Origin of the sequence: Pseudomonas sp. P179, from assembly GCF_000478485.2 — a bacterium.
Lineage (GTDB): Bacteria > Pseudomonadota > Gammaproteobacteria > Pseudomonadales > Pseudomonadaceae > Pseudomonas > Pseudomonas aeruginosa.
Genome location: NZ_KI517354.1, coordinates 1,061,998 through 1,084,217 on the forward strand (window position 1 = coordinate 1,061,998; position 22,220 = coordinate 1,084,217).

Sequence of the window (22,220 nt, forward strand, 5' to 3'; positions counted from 1 at the left end):
TTGTGTTCCTCCTGTTGAATTCCGTATCCGGGCCGCGTTCAGCGGCCGAAGCGCGTGCTGTAGGTCACCCCGAGCGTGCCGCCGGCATCGCCGCCGCCGCCCTGGGGAGCCGACTGGTAGCCGAAGGTGAACGCCAGTTCGTCGTCGCCCAGCAGCTCCATGCCGATGCCGAGATCGATGCCGTAGTTGAACTCCTTCTCTGTCCACTGCCAGCCGGCCAGGGTGTCGACGATCCAGGTGTATTGCGGACGGCTGCGGTTCAGCGCGCCAGGGAAGCCACGGCGCCAGGTGCTGCCGAGGTAGACCTGGCCATAGCGGTCCTGCAGCAGGTCCTGGCTGCGCGCGCCATCGAGCGCCAGCGCACCGCCATGGGCCGCCAGCAGGTCGTCCGGCACGCGGTTCTCCAGGCGATTGCGCTGGTAGTCGATGCCGCCGCGCAGTTGCCAGGCCGGGCCGTCGAAGAACAGTGTGTGGGCCCATTCCAGGGACAGCGCCTCGCCGTTGCCGAGGTCGTCGCCCTGGCGGGTGGAGAAGCGGTTGTGCGCCAGCGACCAGCTCAACTGGTCGCGCCCGCTGAGGGTGTGGCGGCCGCCGAGCCGTAGGCTGTCGCGCATGCCGAGGGCTCGCATCAGGCCGGTCTCGTCGGTCTCGCGGTGCCAGTCGAGGCCCGCTTCCAGTTCGTCGCGCGAGCTCAGCCGCCAATTGCGCAGCAGGCCCAGGCCGTGGCGGTCCTCGTCGTCGCGCCAGCTGCCATCGAGCGTCGCCGCGGCGAAGCCATCGGCCAGTTCGCGCCGCAACGTCAGCCTGGCGTTGCGTTCGCTACCGAGGAGCGAGCTATCCAGCGCATCGCCGTGATAGCGGCCACTGCCCAGTTCGAGATCGGCGTACCAGTCGTCGCCGAGGTGGCGCGCCGCGCGCAGCGTCGGCCCCTTGAAGTCGAGACCGCCGAAGTCGCGCTTGTTCCAACCCAGTTGCAGGCCCTGGGGAGTGCGTTCGAGGATTTCCGCCGCCTGCCGCCGCAGCTGCTCGCGGTTGTCGCGCGAGTGGCCGTCGCCCAGTGCGCCCAGGGCCTCGCCCAGCGCTTCGCCGCCATGGCCGAGACGCACCAGCGCCTCGACCCGCTGCGCCGGATCCAGCTCGCCGCGCTCCAGCAGGCGTTGCAGGGCGGCGCGATTCTGGCTGCGCAGGGCGGCCTGGATCTCTTCGTTGCGCCCGATCTTCAGGCCCCGGCCGCGCGCCCAGGCCAGCCAGTCATCCTTCAGCGGCTCCTGGTTGGTGGCGGCGAGCTGGTCGAGGAACTGCTCGAACCACAGCTGCAGCATCGCCGGCTCACCATTCCAGGCCCGCCGCGCCTCGCCCTGGGCGAGCAGCGGCCCCTGGGCCACGGCGAGCAGGCGCAGGTAGGCGGCGAAGCTGTCCGGGGTGGCCCTGACCGCCTCGCGGTCGAGCCGCCGGAGCAGTAGTCGGCGCAGGCGCAGGGCCTTGTCCTGGTAGCCGCTGGCATCCAGTGCGTCGGCGTAGGCGGCCTGCACCAGCCAGTCGTTGGGATTGGACTTGAGGTACAGGCGGAACCAGGCCAGCGCCTGGTCGTTACGCTCGAGCAGCAGGCTGGCGCTGGCGAACGGCAGCCACAGCGTGCTGTCCCGCAGCGCCAGGCCATGCCACTGCGCCAACAGGGGCGCCAGGCTGTCGCGACGGCCACGGTCGATGTAGAACCAGAGCAGGCGTTCGCGCACCAGGTTCTCGCCGGGGAAACGCACCAGGGCTTCCCGGTACAGACGCTCGGCGACGTCGCCATGGCCTTCCTGTTCCGCCAGCCGCGCCCTGGCCACCCAGTAATAGGGGCTGCCCTGCGCTTCCGGCAGGCCTTCGGCCTCGGCCAGCAGGCTCTTCAGGGCCGGCCAGTCGTGGAGGTTCTCCGCCAGTTGCAGGGCGCTGGCCAGGCGCCGCGGATCGCGGCTGCGCTGCCAACTGCCGATAAGCACCTGCAAGGCCTGCTTCGGATTGCTGTCCCGGTACAGGGCGATCAACTGGTCCTCGTCGCTGCTGTTCAGGCGGATGTCCAGGGCCAGCATGCGCTCGTAGGCGGCGCGGGCATCGTCGTCCTGCTCCAGGGCCCAGGCCAGCGCCGCGCGCAGGCGCCAGAACTCCGGCTCGCGGATCGCGCGGGTATCCACGCCGGCGAGGACCTTCCAGGCCTGGCGCGGATCGAACAGGTTCCAGTGGGTTTCCGCCCACTGCATGCGTTCCTTGACACTCAGCGGGAAATGCCGGGCCATCCGCGCCCAGACCCCGGTCTCTTCCTGCAACTGCTGGGTGTGTTCGAGAATCTGTTGCAAGCGCTGCCAGGCCAGGCGCTGTTTCGGATAACGCTGCACGTAGCCGCGCAGCCATGCCTCGCCCTCTTCCGGCGTGCCGCGGGTTTCATGGCTGTAGACCAGCGCATCGAGTTCCTCGTCGGTCATCTGTCGCTGCGCACCGATGGGCGCCAGCAGCTCGATGGCGCTGTCGAAATCGAACATCTGCAGCGACAGGCGCCAGGCATGCTCGCGCAGGGCCGGGTCATCGGCGCCGGCCAGCAGTTGCTTCCACAGGCCCAGCGCCCGCGGGCCGTTGCCGGTCCATTCGCCAAGGCGCGCGAGATCGGCCAGCAGCGTCCTGTCCTCCGGGCGCAGGGCCAGCAGCTCCTGGCCGACCTCCCAGGCCCGCTCGATCCGCCCGGCGGCCATGTTCAGGCGCAGGTCGGCGGCCAGCGCCTCATGGTCCTCGGGGCGCAATTCGCGCCAGCGCCGGATGAAGCGTTCGGCCAGGTCGTAGCGCTGGCTGCCTTCGGCGGCGCGTACGCCCTCGGCGAGCCAGGCCAGGGTCGATTCATCCTCCGGCAAGGCGTCCAGCCGCTCGTCCAGCAACAACGCCGCCTGTTCGCCGCGCTCGCCAGCGAGCAGGCTGGCGAAGGCCTGGCGCAGATAGGCCAGGCGCTTCGCCGGCTCGGTTTGCGCTTCGGCCAGTTGCCGCTGGATGTCCGCCGCCGGCAGCGGCTCGCCGGAAGCCAGGTACCAGCGCGCCGCCTCGTCCAGCCAGCGCTGCCGGCCCTGCGGGTCGCGGCCGGCCAGTTCGGCAAAGGTCCGCGCCGCCAGGTCCGGCGCGTCCAGGGCCAGGGCATGACGGGCAAGTCGTTCGAGCATGGCGTCGTTCAACGAAACATGCTCGATCTTGCGCAGGCGCTCCAGCAATCGGCGCGTCTGCTCCTCATCCATGCCCTCGGGCCTGGCCAGGGCGCCAAGGATGTCCAGTTCCACCTCGTAGAACGGCGTTGCCAGGCGGTCCTTGCCGCGCAGACGGGCGAGGTGATGACGCGCCTGCTCGAAGTCGCCGAGCTTGACCAGCAGGTCGATCAGGGTCAGGCGCAGCGCGTCGTTCTCCGGGTGCGCCTGCAACAGCAGTTCGGCGTAGTTCACCGAGACCGCGTCGGGCTCGCCATCGCCGCTGGGCATGAATACTTCTTCGCTGTTGAAGGTCAGCCACAGCACCAGCGCCACCCCGAGAGCGACCGGCAGCAGGGCCCAGGGATTCAGCAGGCGCGCCTGGGGATGCTTGTCAGCGGCAGACGAGTTGGCCATCGCGCACCTGCTCCATCGGCAACTCGAACGTCCACAGGCCGTTGCCGGCCTTTCCCGGGAAGGCCTTGCCGGCCGCACTCAGCCGGCAATCGCCCGCCGCGCGCACCACCAGGCGCAATGGCAGGTGCCCGGCGAAGGCGAACTCGACGCGGCCATCGTCGCGGTAGCGCCAGTGCTTCAGCGGCAGGTTGGCCTCCTCCAGCGCCGGCCGCGGATCGCGGCTGTCGCGCAGGACCAGGCGCGCATTCGCCGCACTCAGGTGCACATAGCGCCCCTGGGGCAGGTCGCGCACGCCCGCGACTCCCGTGGAGCGAGCGAGGTCCGGCCAACCCAGCGCCGGGTCCAGGCGCACCGTGCGCAAGGCGGCGAAGCCGCGCAACTGCCAGCTGCCATCGGCACGCTTGGCCAGGCTGGCGCGATGCAGGCCTTCCAGGCGCGGGATGTAGTCGCTCATCCACAGCGACAACGGATGCTCCGCCTGCATCGCCGCGTAGATCTGGTGCATGGTGCGGATCGAGGCCTGCTTGGTCCCCGAATAGAAGTGGTAGTACAGGTGCAGGCCGCGCAGGCGGCGCGGGCTGTCGGTCAGGGCGAAGGTATCGATGACGCCGCGGAAGCCGTAGTACGGCCCCTGCCAGAGATTGGTGTAGACGTTCTCGTTGATGATCGGCGCGTAGTACTGCACGCCGCCGCGGGTGGGCCGGATCAGCGGGTAGAGTCCGGTCAGCGAGGGAAAGGCCCGGGTCAGCGCGGTATTGCCGCCGTTGACGTTCATCAGCCCGGCGTCGTAGGCGAGCTTGATGGTGGCGGCGTCGGGCAGCGCGTCGCCGGACCAGAAGATCATCTTCACCGGCTTCCGCGGGGTGGTCAGGCGCTGCTCGATGTAGTCGCGGGCGCCGATCACCTCGCGTACGAAGTCGACCTTGTCGTAGCCCGGGATGGCCATCTTGTAGCCATACTGGGCCTCGAAGTTCTCGCCCTGCTCGGCCAGTTGCGGCTGCCAGAAGAACGGATGGCTGAAGGTATGGCTGGCGACCTCGACCTTGTCGTCGGCGAAGATGCGCCGGGCGATCGGCTCCAGCTCCCTGGCCAGGTGCGGGTACATGCCCTTCGGCCCGACCTCGCCTTCGATCACCGAGACCGAGGTGAGGAACGGATAGGGCTTGATGAAGTCCTCCAGCACCTGCTGGCCGGCATAGGGACTGCCGGGCACCTCGGCACGGGAGACGAAGCCGTCGCCATCGATGTGCACGGTGGCGATGCGCCGGCCATTCTCGGTGGTCGCGTCGGGACTCGGCAGCGGCGCAAGGCGCAAGGCCTTGCGCAGGAAGGCGAACGGATCGAGGATCCAGCGCCGGTGCTCGCTACCCTCCTCCAGCACATAGGGCGCCAGGGCGAAGCCGCCCCAGTCGGCGGTCGCCACCGGCACGTACTCCTTGCCGTCGCCCTTGAGCTTGAGCGCCGGGGCCACCCGCGCCGGGTCGAGTACGGTGAGCGCCGGCAGGTCGCGGACCCGGATCACCAGCGGCGCTTCGAAGGCGCCCAGCAGCGCCTGGTCGTGGGTCTCGGTGCTCGGCTTGACCTTGAGCTTCTGCGACAGCCGGCGAATACCCAGGCGCTGCAACAGGCCGTCGTTCTCTGTGGGCAGGCCGGCGAGGAACGCCACCGGCACCTTTTCGTCGAGACGTGCAGCGATCCAGTTGTCGAAGGCGTCGCTGGCCAGCGGCGGTCCACTGGTCATCCAGGTGACTACCCCCGCGTAGATACCGCTCAGCGGACGTTCGGGCAGCGGCTGGTCGGTGGGCAGGTAGTCGACCCGATAACCGAGGTATTCGAGCAGGCCGCCGAGGTAGACGTGGCCGGGGCTCAGGGTCAGGTCGCCCTCGCGCGGATCGTAGAGCAGCGCGATGCGCCGCGGTTGCACCTCGACGTCGCTCACCCCCAGGTAGTCCAGCGCCGGGGTGCTGACGAACGGCACGTAGCCTTCGCTACGCAGGCGCGCAGCGAGCGCGCGCGCCTCGTCGCGCCGCTCCGGCGGCAGGTAGTCGATGGCGACGATGGGCATGCCCTGGGCGCGCAGGGCATCCAGGTGACCCTTCAGCCAATCGCGATCGTCCTGGGGCACCTCGCGGTATTGCCCGGCAGCGGCGTCCCAACCGGCATGGATCGACTCCACGGCCACCGCCGACGCGACGCCGGGCAACTCCGGCAGCACTTCGAAACCGCGATTGAAAAACAGCTTGAGGCCCGGCTCCTGGCGATGCAGCTGGGCGAGGAAACTGGCCAGCGCCCGGCGCTGGCCCTCGCGGCGCTCCTCGGCCTGTAGCTGGAAGCTGTCCAGGGTATCGAGGAACAGGCCGGCGTAGCCCTGTTTGCGCAGCTCCGCGGCGCGCTTGAGCAGGTGCGCCCGCCAGCTCGGCGCGGCGAGGTCCATTACCTGGCTGTTCCAGGCTTGGTTGCGGACCGCGCTCTTGCCCTGGGCCAGGCCGCTGTCGGCGATGGCGGCGGCGTCGCCGTCGAACTCGCCGACCGACAGATAGGCGAAGGGCGTGCTGCCCTGCTCTTTCAGATACCCGACATCGGCCGGCTTGAGGTGCGCCGCTTCGAGCACCACCCAGTCGAACTGGGAAAGCTCGGCCAGCGGCGGCCGCTCGGCGTACCAGAACGCCACGCTGGACGGCCCGCCGGCAGCCCCTGCGGCAGTGCCGGCACAAAGCGCCAGCGCCAGGCCGGCAAGCCAGGCGAGCGGGCGCTCGATGGGTCGAAGGGTGTTACGGCGGGACGGCAGACGCAGCACGGCGATTCCTTTCTTGCTGAACCGCATGCCCAGCCTACGCGGCAGGGTCGATACCGACCGAAGCGGCAGGTCGGAAGCATGGATGCGGTTTCCGGTGGCAACGTCGAATCCCTGGCAGTGCGGGCACAGCCAAAGCAGCCGCAGGCGATTAACGTCAATCTAATGACTAAATATGCTAATTGCTAAATTTTTAAGCGGAAACTGTCAATTTTTAGGCGCATACATGACGCCATGGTGTCCTTTTGCCTGCCCGTGACGCTTTGCAGGTCAACTCCGCGCTTCCCGAGACACCGGTGTGGAAAAGTGGAAAGCCCAGGTTTCACGCACTTCATCAGGAAAGTCGACGGCCCTCCGGAAGCCCCCGGAAGTCACTTCGTCTAGACCCATCGGTTCGGTAGATGCCGTTCGCTAATAACTAAATATTTATTAAATCCGTGAAACAGGTTGTCTTTTCCGGCCAACGAAAGGCGCCGGGCATTTGGCGCACGCGCGTGCGGTCGCACCGCCTTCAGTTGCGTGCGAGGAACCGCACCAGCCACACCGAGGCGACGCCTATCGCCCCACCCGCCAGTACTTCGGCGACCCGCAGCGAGGCGACCAGGGGCGACTGCTGAATCGCCCAGGAGGCGCAGGCGATGCACGCGCAACGCGCGGCAAAGCCTGTCGCGTAGTGACGGAATCCGACGAGGGTGAGGACCGAGGCAAGAGTCGCCAAGGTGTGGACCAATAGAACATGCGGTAGAGCGGCCCCTACCGCGAGGCCGAGCGGTACGCCGAGCAGCGCGCCAAGCCCGCGATCGCGCAGCTTCAGGTGCGCGCTGGCGGCATTGCCGGTAACCACGCTGGCGGACGACCAGATCGCCCACTGGCCGTATTCGATGTGCCGCCACGCTACCAAGGTCGCGCTGCAGGCTACGGCGAGTGTGACCGCCAACACAGCCTGGAGCAGCTCGTCATGCGCGGCCGCGTGGCCCGTCAAGTGCGCCCCACGCCAGCGCAGCAGGGTGCCGTAACGGCGTGCGAGCGCTGCGTGGCGCAAGGTATCGACACCGGCGAGCGCCACCGATGGTAGCGTCGCGACGACGAGATACGGCACCAGGGACAGCGCAGTGCGGTGCGTCGCGGCAACCTCGCAGGCCAGATAGAGCACAGGAATAAAGACGAAATTGCCCAGCGTGCGCAAGCGCGTATCCAGGCCGGATAGCGCGACAGCAGCAGCGGCGAGCGCTGCGCAAGCGATGGCAAACGCCGCTCCCCAGGCGAGCGCGAACGACAGGCCGAGAAAGCCGAGGATGATCGCCACCCCCTGGCCGAGCGCCGCGAGCGGTGCGCTACCGACCCGCTCGACGACGACCGCCACGGAGATCGTCGCGATATTCGCCAGCAGCCAGTTGGCATCGCCGCTGGCGCTGTAGAGCACGAACAGCGGCAGCGACACGGCGAGCGCGCGCCCCATGGCGCGGCCGTCGAACAGGCGTGTCAGCGAGGCGCACACACGACGCGCCGCCTAGAGCGCTGCCAACTGGTCGAGCGTGACGATCCGCGCGATGCCGCCCAGGACCTCGATGGAGCGCCGGTGCTCCTCGTCGCTGGCCGCCGCGCAGGCCTCCTCCAACACCAGCACTTGGTAGTCGCGATCGTGCGCATCGCGCGCGGCGGCCTGCACAGCCCAGGTCGTACTGACACCGGCGAGCACCAGTCGCTCGATCCGCCTCGCCCGCAACACGGCCTCCAGGCGCGTGGCATAGAAGGCGCTGATGCGCGGCTTGAGCACTTCCATCTGCACGGCATCCCGCTTCAGGTCAGGATGAAATGCGCAACCGCGCCCGCAGAGGTCGAGAGCGCCGAGTGCCTGCGCGGCAGCGAAGATCGGCGAATGTTCCGGCAGGTCCGGATAGCCGGGCTCGAAGCCCACCCTCACCGCGATCCGCAGCCAGCCACGCTGCTCGGCGACGGCGAGAGCGCGGTTGAAACGCGCGACCACGCCACGCAAGGCGGCCTGTTCTGCACAGCGGGCAATCCTACCGTCGGGATGCATGATATCGACGATGTAGTCGAGACCGATCAGTGCTGTGTTCATCGGGAACTCCTCTTCCATCTGCCGGAACCCAAAGCCCTGGATTCAGGGCTCCTCGAATTGCGCCAGGCGTGTCAGCAACGGACCGGCCGCCGCCAGCAGGGCGCGCTCGCTCTCGTCGAGACAGGCGTGCATGGCACGCACCAGCCATTCTTCGCGCTTGGCGCGGTTGCCGTAGAGATTTCGCCGGCCCTCCGAGCTCAGCGACACGCGGGTTCTGCGCCCATCTTGCGGATCGGCGTGACGGACGATCAGCCCTCCGCGTTCCAGTTCGCGCAGCAGCGCGGCCAGATTCGACGAGCGCATCCGCTCGGCGGCGGCCAGCTCGGAAGGTGTGACGTCGCCGCCAAGGCGGTCGATCGCGCCAAGCACGACCAGTTGCGAGAATTGCACCGGATCGGCCTGCGCCTCGCGACGCAGGCGGCGGGTCAGGGTGGTGACCTGGCTGCGCAGATGCGCTGCCAGTTGGAGATACTGGTTGGTGGGCATATTTATCTACATAATCATAGCTATATTTTCATAGCAAAATAACACATCCAACGCCGACCGCCATGGGACCCGACCGACGGCACGACAGCTGAAATGAAAGAGCCCCGCACTAGGGCGGGGCTCTTGCTTGCCGTCAGTCCGGTCGCATCAGGGGATGCAGACACCGTGCTGGCTGCTCTGCGCCAGGTCCATCAGCTCGCGGTTGGCCACGGCGTACATGGCGTAGTCGGTACCCGACGCGGCACGCAGTTCGACCAGCATCGCCCGCCAGCGCTCGACCAGCGGCAGGTGCTGTTCCAGCCACAGGCCGACGCGAGCCTCGACCTCCTTCGGTCCGTCCTGCATCTGCAACACCGAGACGGTGATCGCCCGCTGCTGCCAGTCGAGGTCGTCGCGGAACGCCTCGCGGGCCAGCGCCTGCCAGTTGTTCTCCACCGGCAGGTTGGTGATCTGTTGCAGGTACCAGGTCAGGTCCAGCGCGCTGCCCACGGCGAAATAGGCCTTGGCCACTTCCGCGGTGTCCTGGCCGGTCACGTCGGACGCCTCGATGATCGGCAGCAGCGTGTACAAGTGGCTGGTACCGGCCACCATGCGTGCCAGCAGTTCCGGCACGCCGGCGTCGACGTAGGTCTGGTAGCGCGCCTGCCACAGCTCGCGGGTCGGCCCTTCGAGCAGCTCGTTGAGCTTCAGGCCGAGGGCGGCGATGCGCGGGCCGAAGTGGGCCACGTCGCGCGCCGCGTCCAGCTCGTTGCGGCGGCTGCGGAGGAACCAGCGGGTGGCGCGGCGACCGAGACGCATCAGTTCGTCCATCAGGGTCAGCTGGATATCAGCGGGCACCTGGTAGTCGAGGTTCTCGATCTGGCGGAACCAGTGCGGCAGGTGGAACACGTCGCGGACGATCACGTAGGCCCCGGCGACGTTGGCCGCGCTCATGCCGGTGGACTCCTTCAGGCGCTGCACGAAGGTGATGCCCATGTGGTTGACCAGGTCGTTGGCGATCTGCGTGCTGACGATCTCGCGCTTCAGGCGATGGCGGCGCATGGCGTCGCCGAACTTCTCCGCCAGCAATGCCGGGAAGGCGGTCTCCATGTCGCGGGTCAGGTAGTCGTCGTCCGGCACCAGCGATTTCAGCAGCGATTCCTTGAGGTCGATCTTGCTGTAGGAGATCAGCACCGACAGCTCGGCGCGGGTCAGCCCCTGGCCGGCACTGATGCGTTCCGCCAGCTCCTCGTCGGAAGGCAGGAACTCCAGGGCGCGATCGAGCTTGCCACGCGCCTCGAGGTCGCCCATCAGCCGCTTGTACTCGGCGATCCGCTCGCGGGCGCGACGTTGCGCCAGGGACAGCGCCTGGGTCTGCTTGTAGTTGTTGCCCAGCACCAGGGCGCCGACCGCGTCGGTCATCTTCACCAGCAGCGCGTTGCGCTGCTTCTCGGTCATGTCGCCGGCCTGCACCACTTCGTTGAGCAGGATCTTGATGTTGACCTCATGGTCGGAGCAGTCCACGCCACCGGCGTTGTCGATGAAGTCGGTGTTGTTGGCACCGCCGTGCAGGCCGAACTCGACCCGCGCCAGTTGGGTCATGCCCAGGTTGCCGCCCTCGCCCACCACCTTCGCGCGCAGCTCGCGGCCGTCGACGCGCAGACCGTCGTTGGCCTTGTCGCCGACATCGGCGTGGGTTTCCTTGCTCGACTTCACGTAGGTGCCGATCCCGCCGTTCCAGAGCAGGTCGACCGGCGCCTTGAGCAGCGCATGGATCAGCTCGGTGGGCGCCAGCCTGTCGGCCTGGATGTCGAAGCGCGCCTTCATTTCCGGGGTGATGGCGATGCTCTTGGCGCTGCGCAGGAAGATCCCGCCGCCGGCGGAGATCAGCTTGGCGTCGTAGTCGGCCCAGCTCGAACGCGGCAGGTTGAACAGGCGCTGGCGCTCGACGAAGCTGCTGGCGGCGTCCGGGTTCGGGTCGATGAAGATATGCATGTGGTTGAAGGCGGCCACCAGTTGCAGCTTGTCCGACATCAGCAGGCCGTTGCCGAACACGTCGCCGGCCATGTCGCCGATGCCGATGACGCTGATGTTGTCCTTCTGCACGTCGATGCCGCGCTCGCGGAAGTGCCGTTGCACGCTGACCCAGGCGCCCTTGGCGGTAATCCCCATGCCCTTGTGGTCGTAGCCGGCGGAGCCGCCCGAGGCGAAGGCGTCGCCGAGCCAGAAGCCGTACTCGGCGGCGATGCCGTTGGCGATGTCGGAGAAGGTCGCCGTGCCCTTGTCCGCGGCGACCACCAGGTAAGGATCGTCCTCGTCGTGGCGGACCACGTTGGCCGGCGGCACCACTTCGCCTTCCTTGAGGTTGTCGGTGATATCGAGCAGGCCGGAAATGAAGATCCGGTAGCAGGCGATCGCCTCGGCCTGGATCTCGTCGCGGCTACCGCCAAGCGGCAGGCGGCGCGGGACGAAGCCGCCCTTGGCGCCGACCGGCACGATCACCGCGTTCTTCACCTGCTGGGCCTTGACCAGGCCGAGCACCTCGGTGCGGAAGTCTTCCTCGCGGTCCGACCAGCGCAAGCCGCCGCGAGCCACCTTGCCGCCGCGCAGGTGCACGCCCTCGACGCGCGGCGAGTAGACGAAGATCTCGTACTTGGGCACCGGCCTGGGCAGCTCCGGAATGGCCTTCGGGTTGAACTTGAAGCTGAAGTAGCTCTTGTTCTGGCCGTTGCCGTCGGGCTGGTAGAAGTTGGTCCGCAGGGTCGCCTTGATCAGGTCGAGGTAGCGCCGCAGGATGCGGTCCTCGTTGAGCACCTGGACTTCGTCGAGGGCACCGAGGATCGCCTGCTCCAGCTTCTGTTGCTTGTCTTCCAGGTCTTCCGCGGTGAGTTTGCGCGCCAGGTAGAAGCGGGTCTTGAACAGCCGCACCAGCTCGCGGGCGATGTCGGTGTGGGCATTCAGCGCACTGGCGATGTAGCCGAGGTCGAAGCCCAGGCGGATCTGCTTCAGGTAACGCGCGTAGGCACGCAGCAGGGCGACGTCGCGCCACGGCAGGTTGGCGGTCAGCACCAGGCGGTTGAAGGCATCGTTCTCGGCGTCGCCGCTGACGATGTGGACGAAGGCGTCCTGGAGGATCTCGTTGAGCTGCTGGATGTCCACGTCCAGCCCTTCGGCGTAGGTGAAGGCGAAGTCGTGGATCCAGTATTCGCGGCCGTTCTGGTGGCGCAGGCGGTAGGGGAATTCGCCGAGCACGCGCAGGCCGAGGTTCTCCAGGATCGGCAGGACGTCGGACAGGGCCAGCGGGGTGTCGGCGTGGTACAGCTTGCAGTGCAGTTGCTGCTCGCCCTGCGCCAGCGGCTGGTAGAAGCTCATCACCAGCGGGCGCTGCTCGGAGAGGCTGAGCAGGTGCTGCAGGTCGACCACCGCGAAGTGCGGGGCGAAGCGCTCGCGGTAGCCGGCCGGGAAGCCTTTCGGGAAGTCGGCCAGGACGTTGGTGCCCTTGGCCTCGCCGAGGTTTTCCACCACCAGGCTGCTGTAGTCGTCCTGCCAGGAACGGCAGGCCTGGATCACTTCTTCCTCCAGGCGCGCCGGGTCGATGTCGATGCGCGACTTCGGGTCGACGCGGAGGATGAACTGCACGCGGGCCAGCACCGACTCGGAGAAGAAGGTCCAGAACTCGCAGTCGCTCGCCTGCAGGCGCTCCATCAGGACCTGCTGGATCTTCAGGCGCGTCTCGGTGGAATACACGTCGCGCGGCACGTAGGCCAGGCAGTAGCAGAAGCGACCGTAGGGGTCCTTGCGCAGGAACACGCGGATCTTGTTGCGCTCCTGGATGCGGACGATCGCCAGGGCGGTGCTGAACAGCTCGTCCACCGGGGTCTGGAACAGGTCGTCGCGCGGCAGTACTTCCAGCACCTGGGCCAGTTCCTTGCCGAGGTGGGCCTTGGTGTCGAAACCGGAGCGCCGCATCACTTCGGCGACCTTGCCGCGGATGAAGGGGATGTCGTTGACGCTCTCGTTGTACACCGAGGAGGTGAACAGGCCCATGAAGCGGCACTCGCGGATCACCCGGCCCTTGCCGTCCAGCTCGCGGATCGACACGTAGTCCGGGTAGGCCGGGCGGTGCACACGGCTCGGATGGGCAGCCTTGGCGAAGGACAGCAGGACCGGTTCGCGCAGGTAGGCGACGGCATAGTCCTCGATGTGCAGGTCATCCTTGCTCAGGCCGGCACGCAGCAGACGGGTCAGGCCGAGGAAGGATTTCTCGTCGTAGACCATGCGCCCGCCGTCGGCCTCGTCGGCGACGCTGAATTCCTCGTAGCCGAGGAAGGTGAAGTGGTTGTCCAGCAGCCATTCGAGATAGCTGCGTACTTCCTTCAGTTCCTCCGCCGGCACCTTCAGCTTGGCCTTGCCAAGCCAGGTCAGCAGTTCGCGGGCCTTGGCCTTCATCGGTTCGAAGTCGGCGACGGTCACGCGTACTTCACCGAGCACTTCCAGGATGGCCTTCTCCAGCGCCCGCAGTTCGCCGGCGTGGGCGCAACGGTCGATCTCCAGGTACATCAGCGATTCCTGGCTGACGTCCTTGCCCTGGCTACCCTTGGGCAGGATTTCCTTCAGCTCGCCCTTGGCCGAGCGGCGCACGCTGAGGACGTTGGTCTGCAGGGTATGGATGCTGTAGCCGCGACGGTTCAGTTCCATGCGCACCGAGTCGACCAGGAACGGCAGGTCCGGGTGCAGCACTTCTACCGCGGTGTGGGTGGATTGCCAGCCGTGCTTCTCGTAGTCGGGGTTGTATACGCGGACTTCGGGCTGGTCGCGGTCGAAGCGCTCCAGCAGGCGCCAGGCGGAAAGGGTGCAACCGACCAGGTCGGAAAGCCGACGCTGGGTCAGTTCATCGAGGGAGATCAGGCTGAAGAACTGTTCGGCGAACAGCGTGACTTGTGGTAACGCCTTGTCGCCGAGGTGCTGCGCCAGTGCCGTCTGCAGTTGATGCTGGAAATCGGCTTTGCTGGCCGCGGTGAAGAACGCCATGGTTGTACTCCGCTTGGCTTGTTATTTCATGGAGGCGAGCGGTTCGCGGGAAAGGTCGCGAGCAACGCACCTTCGGACCGACCCTCGCTGCGTCCATGAAGTTCAGCAGAAGCTGAGCATTAATCCAGGCAGGCAGGCGCACAGCAAAGGCTGACCGGGAACCGCCCTTTTCGGCGAGCGACCCGCCGGTCATATCCGACAGAGCTTAACGAGCCGGCAAGGCAAAACACTTACCGTGCTGCGACATATTCGTTCACCCCGGGAGCATCGGCTCACTGCACCGGCAGGAAATGCATGAACAGCAGTCCCTGGGCGTAGTTCACGCTGATCCGCCGGTAGCGTTCGCCGAGCACCTCGGCGAGCAGGTCCAGGCGCGCGACGATCTTGGCGAACTCGCGGGCGTAGCTGAGGTTGCTGGCGTCGTCGGTGAGGGCGTTGGAAAGCAGCAACGGGGCACCCTTGTCGTCCTTGCGGGTAGCCAGCATCCAGGTGGCGACCTCGACGTTGCGCGCGGCGTTGTAGACGTACTGCGCGTCGATCCCCTGGTAGACGTAGAACTCGGTGCGCCCGCCATGGGCGGTGATCAGCATGCTGGCCAGGGAGTAGATGAAGGCACCGACGCGGTCGCCCTTGAACGCCGGATCGAGGGAGTAGGACAGTGCGGCGATGTCGCGGCGGCCGCCCAGGTCGCTAAGTTCGCGGTTCTGCTCGATGGCCCGGCGGATCGCCAGCTCGGCGTCGGCCTGGCTCGGCAGGCCGGTCTTCTTCCATTCGGCGGGATTGCGCTTGTACAGCTTCCAGAGCAACTGGTAGAGGCTTTGCAGGTTGTCGCGCATGGCCAGGGTGGCCATGCGATCGGCATCGGTCTGGAGGAATTCGCCAGCGCGCATCGAACCCTGGCTAGTGTCCTCGCCGGCGGCGTTGCGCGGCGCGTTCGAACATCCGCTGGCGAGCGCGCCGAGCAGCAACAGCAGCCCACCGACCCAGCGCCGCCACCCACGCCGGGCGCGGCCCTCCCCCTTGCGCCGGGCAAGCCCCGGCAATGTCGCTCCTGACAAACGCTCTGTCCATTCGCTGTTCGCATCGCGGAAACCGACCCGCCTGAACCGGCGAAGTTCCCCGGGCGCGTCGATCCGCCGCGCTTCGCGAGGCAGGTCACGGCGAGAGGCGGAGGCTTTTCACCGGCATACCCGCGCGGGTTCACGAATAGGCGCGGCACGAGCGTCGGAGAGTACGCTAGGCAGTCGCCGTGCGCTAACATGTGCGGGATCGGGGGGCGTCATCCGCCGCAGAGCGGAGCCTTCTCCCCGCCCGCGCGCGCCGGCCTCGCCGTGCGCCACCGAGCGACACCCCAGCAGGCCTTGGAACCGGTAGTCCAGACAATGAGCAACGAGCCAGAAAGCACGCAGCACAAGAGCGCCCTGCAGGGACTGAAGGGCTACCTGTCGAGCCAGATCCTCGGCCAGGAAAAACTCGTCGACCGCCTGCTGATCGCGCTGCTAGCCGACGGCCACCTGCTGGTGGAAGGCGCGCCGGGACTGGCCAAGACCAAGGCCATCAAGGACCTCGCCGAAGGCCTCGAAGCCGAGTTCCACCGTATCCAGTTCACTCCCGACCTGCTCCCCGCCGACATCACCGGCACCGAAATCTACCGTCCGGAGACCGGCACCTTCGTGTTCCAGCAAGGCCCGATCTTCCATCACCTGGTGCTGGCCGACGAGATCAACCGCGCCCCGGCCAAGGTGCAATCGGCGCTGCTCGAAGCCATGGCCGAGCGCCAGGTTTCGGTCGGCCGCAGCACCTACGACCTGCCACAGCTGTTCCTGGTGATGGCGACACAGAACCCGATCGAGCAGGAAGGTACCTACCCGTTGCCGGAAGCCCAGCTCGACCGCTTCCTCATGCACGTCAAGATCGGCTACCCGGAGGCCTCGGTGGAACGCCGCATCCTCCAGCAGGCGCGTGGCGAGGCACTGAACGGCGAGGCCCGGCCGGAGCGCCGGGTGACCCAGGAAACCATCTTCGCCGCGCGCCAGGAAATCCTCGGCCTGTACATGGCCGACGCGGTGGAGGAATACCTGGTGCAACTGATCATGGCCACCCGCACCCCGGCCAAGCACGACGCGGAACTCGCCGAATGGATCTCCTACGGCGCCAGCCCGCGCGGCTCCATCGCCCTCGACCGCTGCGCGCGCGCCCACGCCTGGCTGGCCGGACGCGACTTCGTCAGCCCCGAGGACATCCAGGCGGTGCTGTTCGACGTGCTGCGCCATCGCCTGATCCTGACCTTCGAGGCGGAAGCCGCCGGCATCGACCAGGACCGGGTCGTGCAGCGCATCCTCGACGTGGTCGCCGTGGCCTGAGGCCGCCGCCATGCTGAGCGCCGCCCCGGGCGTCGAACTGGGCCTCGACGAGCTTCTGGAAATGCGCCACCGGCTCCACGAAGCGCGCCTGTTCTCCTCGCAGAACCGCCGCAGCCCACTGGTCGGCCTGCATCACTCGCGCCTGCGCGGACGCGGCGTGGACTTCGACCAGGTGCGCATCTACCAGCCCGGCGACGACGTACGGACCATCGACTGGCGCGTCACCGCGCGCACCCGCGAGCCGCACACCAAGCTGTTCCACGAGGAACGCGAGCGACCGGTGTTCGTCCTGGTCGAACAGAGCCAGCGCCTGTTCTTCGGCTCCGGCCTGTGCTTCAAGGCGGTGCTGGCGGCACGCGCGGCGGCCTTCATCGGCTGGTCGGCGCTGGCCCACAACGACCGTATCGGCGGCCTGGTATTCAGCGACCGCGACTGCCACGAAATCAAGCCGCGACGCAGCAAGCACAGCCTGCTGCAACTGTTCAACCAGCTATTGCGGGCCAATCGCGAGCTGCGCGAGACGCCGGCCGAGCGGCCTGGCGAACTGTTCGGCCTGGCCCTGCGCCGCGCCCGCGAAGTGCTGCGCCCGGGCAGCCTGATCCTGGTGCTGTGCGACGAGCGGACACTCAATGACGTCGCCGAGCAGCAACTCAGCCTGATCGCACGCCATACCGACCTGGTGCTGCTGCCGCTGTCCGACCCGCTCGACCATGCCCTTCCCGCCGCCGGACTGCTGCGCTTCCGCGAAGGCGCCGCCGACCTCGAGCTGGACACCCACGCCGACGAGCTGCGCCAGGCCTATCGCGAACTGGCCGAGGCGCGCCGCGCGCGCTGGCAGCGGCTGGCCCAGCGACTGGGCGTGCCGCTGCTGCCGCTGTCGACCCAGGAAGACCTGGTGGAGCAGTTGCGGGACCTGCTGGAACAACACCAGCCGGGGTATCGCGCATGAATCCGCTCGACCGGCTGGAACCGCTGATCGCCCCCCTGCCCGTCGGCTGGTGGCCGCCAGCGCCCGGCTGGTGGCTGCTGGCCGCCCTGCTGCCGTTGCTCGGCTGGGGGCTCTGGCGACTGCGCCGGCACCTGCCGCGGCGCACCATCGCCACCCGCGGCGAAGCGCCGCTGGATCCGCTGCGCGAAGCGGCCCTGGCCGAACTGGCCGCGCTTGCCAAGCCCTACGGCAGGGCTTCCGCCGGGCCCTGGCTGCAGGCCATCAACGGCCTGCTCAAGCGGGTCTGCAGGGCGCGCTGGCCAGATAGCGGCAGCCACGCCCTCAGCGGCCGCGCCTGGCTGGCGTTCCTCGACAACCGTTGCCCGGCCGCCGGCCTGACCCGCTGGATGATCCTGGTGGAAGGCGGCTACCGCGCCGACTGCACCCTCGACGACAAGGCCGTGGACGGCCTCGACGCCGCCGTCGCCACCTGGATTCGCAAGCATGTTTGAGTTCGCCTGGCCCTGGGTCTTCGCCCTCGCCCCGTTGCCCTGGCTGCTGCGCCTGGTGCTGCCGGCCGCCGACAGCGGCGAGGCGGCGCTCAAGGTGAGCTTCCTCGACGAACTCGAAAGCCTCGCCGGGCGTCGCGCCCGCGCACGCCTGCCGGCCTGGCGGCAGCAGGTGCGCTTCGCCCTGCTCTGGTTCCTCCTGCTGCTCGCCGCGGCCCGCCCGCAGTGGGTCGGCGCCCCCCTGCCGCTACCCGCCAGCGGCCGCGACCTGCTGCTCGCGGTGGATGTCTCCGGCTCCATGGACTACCGCGACATGCGCTGGCAGGAAGACGAGATCAGCCGCCTGGAACTGATCAAGAAACTCTTCGGCGACTTCATCGAAGACCGTCGTGGCGACCGCGTCGGCCTGATCCTGTTCGGCAGCCAGGCCTACCTGCAGGCGCCGCTGACCTTCGACCGGCACACCGTGCGGGTCTGGCTGGACGAGGCGCAGATCGGCATCGCCGGCAAGAACACGGCGATCGGCGACGCCATCGGCCTGGCGGTCAAGCGCCTGCGCCAGCGGCCTGCGGAAAGCCGGGTGCTGGTGCTGATCACCGACGGCGCCAACACCGGCGGACAGATAGCCCCGCAGATCGCCGCGCAACTGGCCGCCGAGCAACAGGTGAAGATCTACACCATCGGCATCGGCGCCGACCCGCAGCAAGGCGGCGTGCCCGGCCTGTTCGGCTTCAACCCGGGGCTCGATCTCGACGAGCCGACCCTGCGCGGTATCGCCGAGAGCACTGGCGGCGAATACTTCCGCGCGCGATCCAGCGCCGAGCTGGAAAGCATTTCCGCGACCCTCGACCGCCTCGAACCGGTCGCCCAGCAGACTACCCGGGCGCGCCCGGCCCTGGCGCTGTACAGTTGGCCGCTGGCCGCCGCCCTCGGCCTGAGTGTGCTGCTGGTGGCGCTGGAACTCTGGCCACGGGAAAACCGGACCTGGCCGCGCCGCCGTTCCGGGAGGCAACCATGAACCTGTTGCTGGACGCCTGGCCGCACTGGCTGCGCCCCTACTGGCTGCTGCTGGCGCCGCTGCTTGGCTGGTTGCTGTGGAAGCTGCTGCATCGCCAGCGTCGTGCCGGACGCTGGCAATTGCTGTTGCCGACGGCCTTCCAGCCCTGGCTGCTGGTCGGCGGCGCCGGGCGGCAGAACCGCATGCCCTGGATCTGCCTCGGCATCGCCTGGCTGCTGGCCCTGCTGGCCTTGCTCGGGCCCAGTTGGCAGCAACTGGAACAGCCCTCGATGAAGCGTAGCGACCCGCTGGTGGCGATCCTCCAGCTGACTCCCGGGATGCTTGCCGGCGACCTGTCGCCGACCCGCCTGGAGCAGGCCCGGCGCAAGCTGCTCGACCTGCTTCGCACGCGCAACGACGCGCAGACCGCGATCGTCGTCTACGCCGGCAGCGCGCATACCCTGGTGCCGCTGTCGGACGACCAGCTCACCGCGCGCAACCTGCTCGACGCCCTGAAACCTTCGATCATGCCCGAGCCCGGCCAGCGCGCCGACCTCGCCGTGCGCCAGGCCCTCGACCTGCTGGAACAGGGCGCCCAGGGCCGCGGCCGCCTGCTGCTGCTGACCAGCGAGCTGAGCGAACCCGAGCGCCAGGGCATCCGCAGCGCCCTCGAGCACCGGGCGGCGCGCCTCGCCGTGCTCGGCGTCGGCACGCCGAAGGGCGCTCCGGTGCAGCAGGAGGATGGCAGCTTCCTCAAGGACGACCAGGGCGGCATCCTCCTGCCCAGGCTCGACGAAAGCGGGCTGCGCCGCTTCGCCGCGGAGATCGGCGCCGGCTACCAGCGCCTGCGGCCGAACGACCGCGACCTCGACAGCCTCGGCCTGCTGGCCCGCGGCGGCACGCTGGAGGAAGATCGCGAGAACGCCCTGCTGCGCCTGCAGCGCTGGGCCGACCAGGGTTACTGGCTGCTCCTGCCGCTGCTCCTGCTGGCCGCCTGTGCCGGACGGCGCGGCTGGCTGTTCTGCCTGCCGCTGTTGATGCTGAGCCTGCCGCAACCGGCCATGGCCTTCCAGTTCGAAGACCTCTGGCTGCGTCCGGACCAGCAAGGCCAGCGCCTGTTGCAACGGGGCCAGGCGGACGAGGCGGCGAAGCGCTTCGAGGACTTCCGCTGGAAAGGCCTGTCGCTCTACCAGGCCCGCGACTACGCAGCCGCGGCCCAGGCCTTCGCCCAGGGCGACCAGGCCGACGATCACTACAACCGTGGCAACGCCCTGGCCCGCCAGGGCGAACTGGAAGCCGCCGTCGACGCCTACGAACAAGCCCTGGAGCGCCAGCCGCAACTGGTCGCCGCGCAACGCAACAAGGCCCTGGTCGAGGAACTGCTGCGCCAACGCCAGGAACAGGCGGCGCAGCAGCAGGCCGGCGAGAACAAGGAACAGCGCCAGGAAGCGAGCCAGCAGAGCCCGCCATCCGGAAGCAGCCAGCGGCCGCCGCGCGACGCGGCGACCGTCGATGCGCAGAAGGCCCAGGCCGCGGCGCCCTCGACCAGCCTGCCGGAAGACGAAGGCGAGAAGACCGCCGGAGCACCCGGCCAAGCGCAGCCGCAGCCCAACGCCGAGGACGAGCGGACGGGCGACGAGGAAGCCGACGACGGACTCGACGACGAACGTCGCCAGGCCCTCGAGCAATGGCTGCGACAGATTCCCGACGATCCCGCCGAATTGCTGCGGCGCAAGTTCTGGTACCAACAGCAGCAACGCCAGGAAGCCACGCCATGATCCGCCTGTTCTGCAGCCTGCTTCTCGCGCTCCTCTGCGTCTCCGCCCATGCCAGCTTCAGCGCCAGCGTCGACCGCGCCCGCCTGACCGAAGGGGAAAGCGTCGAACTGACGCTGGAATCGGACGACCCGACCCTCTTCGGCAAACCCGACCTGAGCCCGCTGGACGCCCTCTTCGAGGTCCTCGGCACGCGCCAGGTCAACCGTCTCGCCACGCAGAACGGCCGGGCCCAGGCCACCACCCGCTGGATCGTCACCCTCCTGCCGAAGCAGAGCGGCTACGTGGCGATCCCGCCGATCAGCCTCGGCGCCAGCAGCACCCAGCCGATCAGGCTGCACGTACTGGAGGCGCGCGACCGCGCCAAGAGCAGCAAGCTGGCGCCGGTCTTCATCGATGCCAGCGTCGACCAGGAGACGGTCTACGTGCAGGCCCAGGCGATCCTCACCCTGCGCATCTACCACTCGGTGTCGCTATACGACGACAGCAGCCTGACCCCGCTGGCGATGAACGACGCGAAGGTCGAACAGCTCGGCGAGGCGCGCACCTACGAGAAGGAGATCAACGGCATCCGCCACGGCGTGATCGAGGTGCGCTACGCGATCTTCCCGCAGAAAAGCGGCACCCTGGAGATTCCTGCGCAAGCCTTCAGCGCTACCCTGGTCGACCGTGGCAGCGACGACTACAACCCCTTCGGCCCGCGCCCCGGTCGGCAGATGCGGGTGACTTCGCCGAGCATCCCGCTGCAGGTCCGGCCCAAGCCTGCCGACTATCCGGCCGACGCGCCCTGGATGCCGGCCCGCGCGCTGAGCATCAGCGAAAGCTGGAGCCCGCAGCCGGAACAGGCGCAGGTCGGCGAATCGCTGACGCGCAACGTGCTGCTGAAGGTCGAGGGGCTTTCCGGCACCCAGCTTCCGCCGTTGCCGCTGCCCGACGTGCAAGGCCTGCGGCGCTACCCGGACCAACCGCAGCTGGCCGACCAGAGCACCGACCAGGGCCTCATCGGCAGTCGCGAGGAGCGCGAGGCGCTGGTGCCCGAGCAGGCCGGGCGCATCGAGTTGCCGGCGCTCGAAGTGGTCTGGTGGAACACCCGCGAAGACCGCCTGGAGCGCACCAGCCTGCCACCGCGCACCCTGGAAGTGGCCGCCGCGCCGCAGGCCGAGGCGGAGCCGCCGGCGGCGGCGCTGCCGCTCGGCGAACGCCTGGAGCCGACGCTCTGGCCCTGGCAACTGGCTACCGCCGTGCTGGCCCTGACCACCCTGCTCGGCTTCGGCCTCTGGTGGCGCGCCCGCCAGCTGCCGGCGGTGATCCGCGCCGCGGCCAACGGCCCGAGCAGCCGCAGCCTGCTCGACGAGCTGCGCCGCGCCTGCCTGGCCAACGATCCCCAGGCGACCCGCCAGGCCCTGGACGCCTGGGCCCGTCAGCAACCCGATACCCTGGCCGACATGGCGGCCCGCTTCGTACCGCTGTCCGACGCCCTGGATGGCCTCAACGGCGCGCTGTACAGCGAGAGCGGCCATTCCTGGCAGGGCGAGGACCTGTGGCGGGCGATCCGCGCCCTGCCCACCACGGAACAAGCGCCGGCGGGAGCGGTCGACAATGGCGGCCTGCCACCGCTCTATCCGCGCTGAACGGCGCTATGGTTAGGACTGGCA

13 protein-coding genes are annotated in these 22,220 nt (G+C 68.4%); 6 read left to right on the plus strand and 7 right to left on the minus strand.

Features of this window, described 5'->3' with window-relative positions:
* Positions 1-38: 38 nt before the first annotated feature.
* The 7 genes from HMPREF1224_RS17615 to HMPREF1224_RS17645 form a co-directional block, all read right to left on the minus strand.
* Complete coding sequence (locus HMPREF1224_RS17615) at positions 39-3,620, minus strand: tetratricopeptide repeat protein (protein ID WP_010793212.1); 3,582 nt, start codon at positions 3,618-3,620, stop codon at positions 39-41.
* Entirely contained in the window at positions 3,598-6,444 is a 2,847-nt protein-coding gene (locus HMPREF1224_RS17620; RefSeq protein ID WP_010793213.1) for a bifunctional glycoside hydrolase/polysaccharide deacetylase family protein, read from the minus strand. The genes HMPREF1224_RS17615 and HMPREF1224_RS17620 overlap by 23 nt, the downstream gene beginning before the upstream one ends.
* Before the next feature lie 481 nt (positions 6,445-6,925).
* Positions 6,926-7,912: an FUSC family protein gene (locus tag HMPREF1224_RS17625; RefSeq protein ID WP_003116461.1), complete on the minus strand. Its 987-nt coding sequence runs from the start codon at positions 7,910-7,912 to the stop codon at positions 6,926-6,928.
* Between the two features lie 12 nt (positions 7,913-7,924).
* Positions 7,925-8,497, minus strand: coding sequence for a cysteine hydrolase family protein (locus HMPREF1224_RS17630; protein ID WP_003103486.1), 573 nt, complete (start codon positions 8,495-8,497; stop codon positions 7,925-7,927).
* A gap of 42 nt (positions 8,498-8,539) precedes the next feature.
* Positions 8,540-8,983, minus strand: a complete 444-nt coding sequence (locus HMPREF1224_RS17635; RefSeq protein ID WP_010793215.1) for a MarR family winged helix-turn-helix transcriptional regulator — start codon at positions 8,981-8,983, stop codon at positions 8,540-8,542.
* Between the two features lie 147 nt (positions 8,984-9,130).
* Positions 9,131-13,993, minus strand: a complete 4,863-nt coding sequence (gene gdhB / locus HMPREF1224_RS17640) for an NAD-glutamate dehydrogenase GdhB (RefSeq protein WP_003103491.1) — start codon at positions 13,991-13,993, stop codon at positions 9,131-9,133.
* A gap of 272 nt (positions 13,994-14,265) precedes the next feature.
* Positions 14,266-15,036, minus strand: a complete 771-nt coding sequence (locus tag HMPREF1224_RS17645) for a hypothetical protein (protein WP_003091293.1) — start codon at positions 15,034-15,036, stop codon at positions 14,266-14,268.
* Positions 15,037-15,375: 339 nt separating this feature from the next.
* On the opposite strand from HMPREF1224_RS17645, the gene HMPREF1224_RS17650 reads away from it, so the two are divergent.
* From HMPREF1224_RS17650 to HMPREF1224_RS17675, 6 genes are read left to right on the plus strand one after another with little or no spacing between them, the layout of a single operon-like run.
* On the plus strand, positions 15,376-16,356 hold the full coding sequence (locus HMPREF1224_RS17650; protein ID WP_003103494.1) for an AAA family ATPase: 981 nt from the start codon (positions 15,376-15,378) through the stop codon (positions 16,354-16,356).
* Positions 16,357-16,366: 10 nt separating this feature from the next.
* Positions 16,367-17,305, plus strand: a complete 939-nt coding sequence (locus HMPREF1224_RS17655; RefSeq protein ID WP_003091295.1) for a DUF58 domain-containing protein — start codon at positions 16,367-16,369, stop codon at positions 17,303-17,305.
* Positions 17,302-17,796, plus strand: a complete 495-nt coding sequence (locus HMPREF1224_RS17660; RefSeq protein WP_003113947.1) for a DUF4381 domain-containing protein — start codon at positions 17,302-17,304, stop codon at positions 17,794-17,796. The genes HMPREF1224_RS17655 and HMPREF1224_RS17660 overlap by 4 nt, the downstream gene beginning before the upstream one ends.
* A complete protein-coding gene (locus HMPREF1224_RS17665) occupies positions 17,789-18,811 on the plus strand; it encodes a vWA domain-containing protein (protein WP_010793216.1) in 1,023 nt (340 codons plus the stop codon). Before HMPREF1224_RS17660 ends, HMPREF1224_RS17665 begins: the two co-directional genes overlap by 8 nt.
* The gene (locus HMPREF1224_RS17670; RefSeq protein WP_003119769.1) at positions 18,808-20,568 is read left to right on the plus strand and encodes a VWA domain-containing protein; all 1,761 of its coding nucleotides are present in this window, start codon (positions 18,808-18,810) and stop codon (positions 20,566-20,568) included. The genes HMPREF1224_RS17665 and HMPREF1224_RS17670 overlap by 4 nt, the downstream gene beginning before the upstream one ends.
* Entirely contained in the window at positions 20,565-22,196 is a 1,632-nt protein-coding gene (locus HMPREF1224_RS17675) for a BatD family protein (protein ID WP_003113945.1), read from the plus strand. The genes HMPREF1224_RS17670 and HMPREF1224_RS17675 overlap by 4 nt, the downstream gene beginning before the upstream one ends.
* The last annotated feature ends 24 nt before the right edge of the window (positions 22,197-22,220 follow it).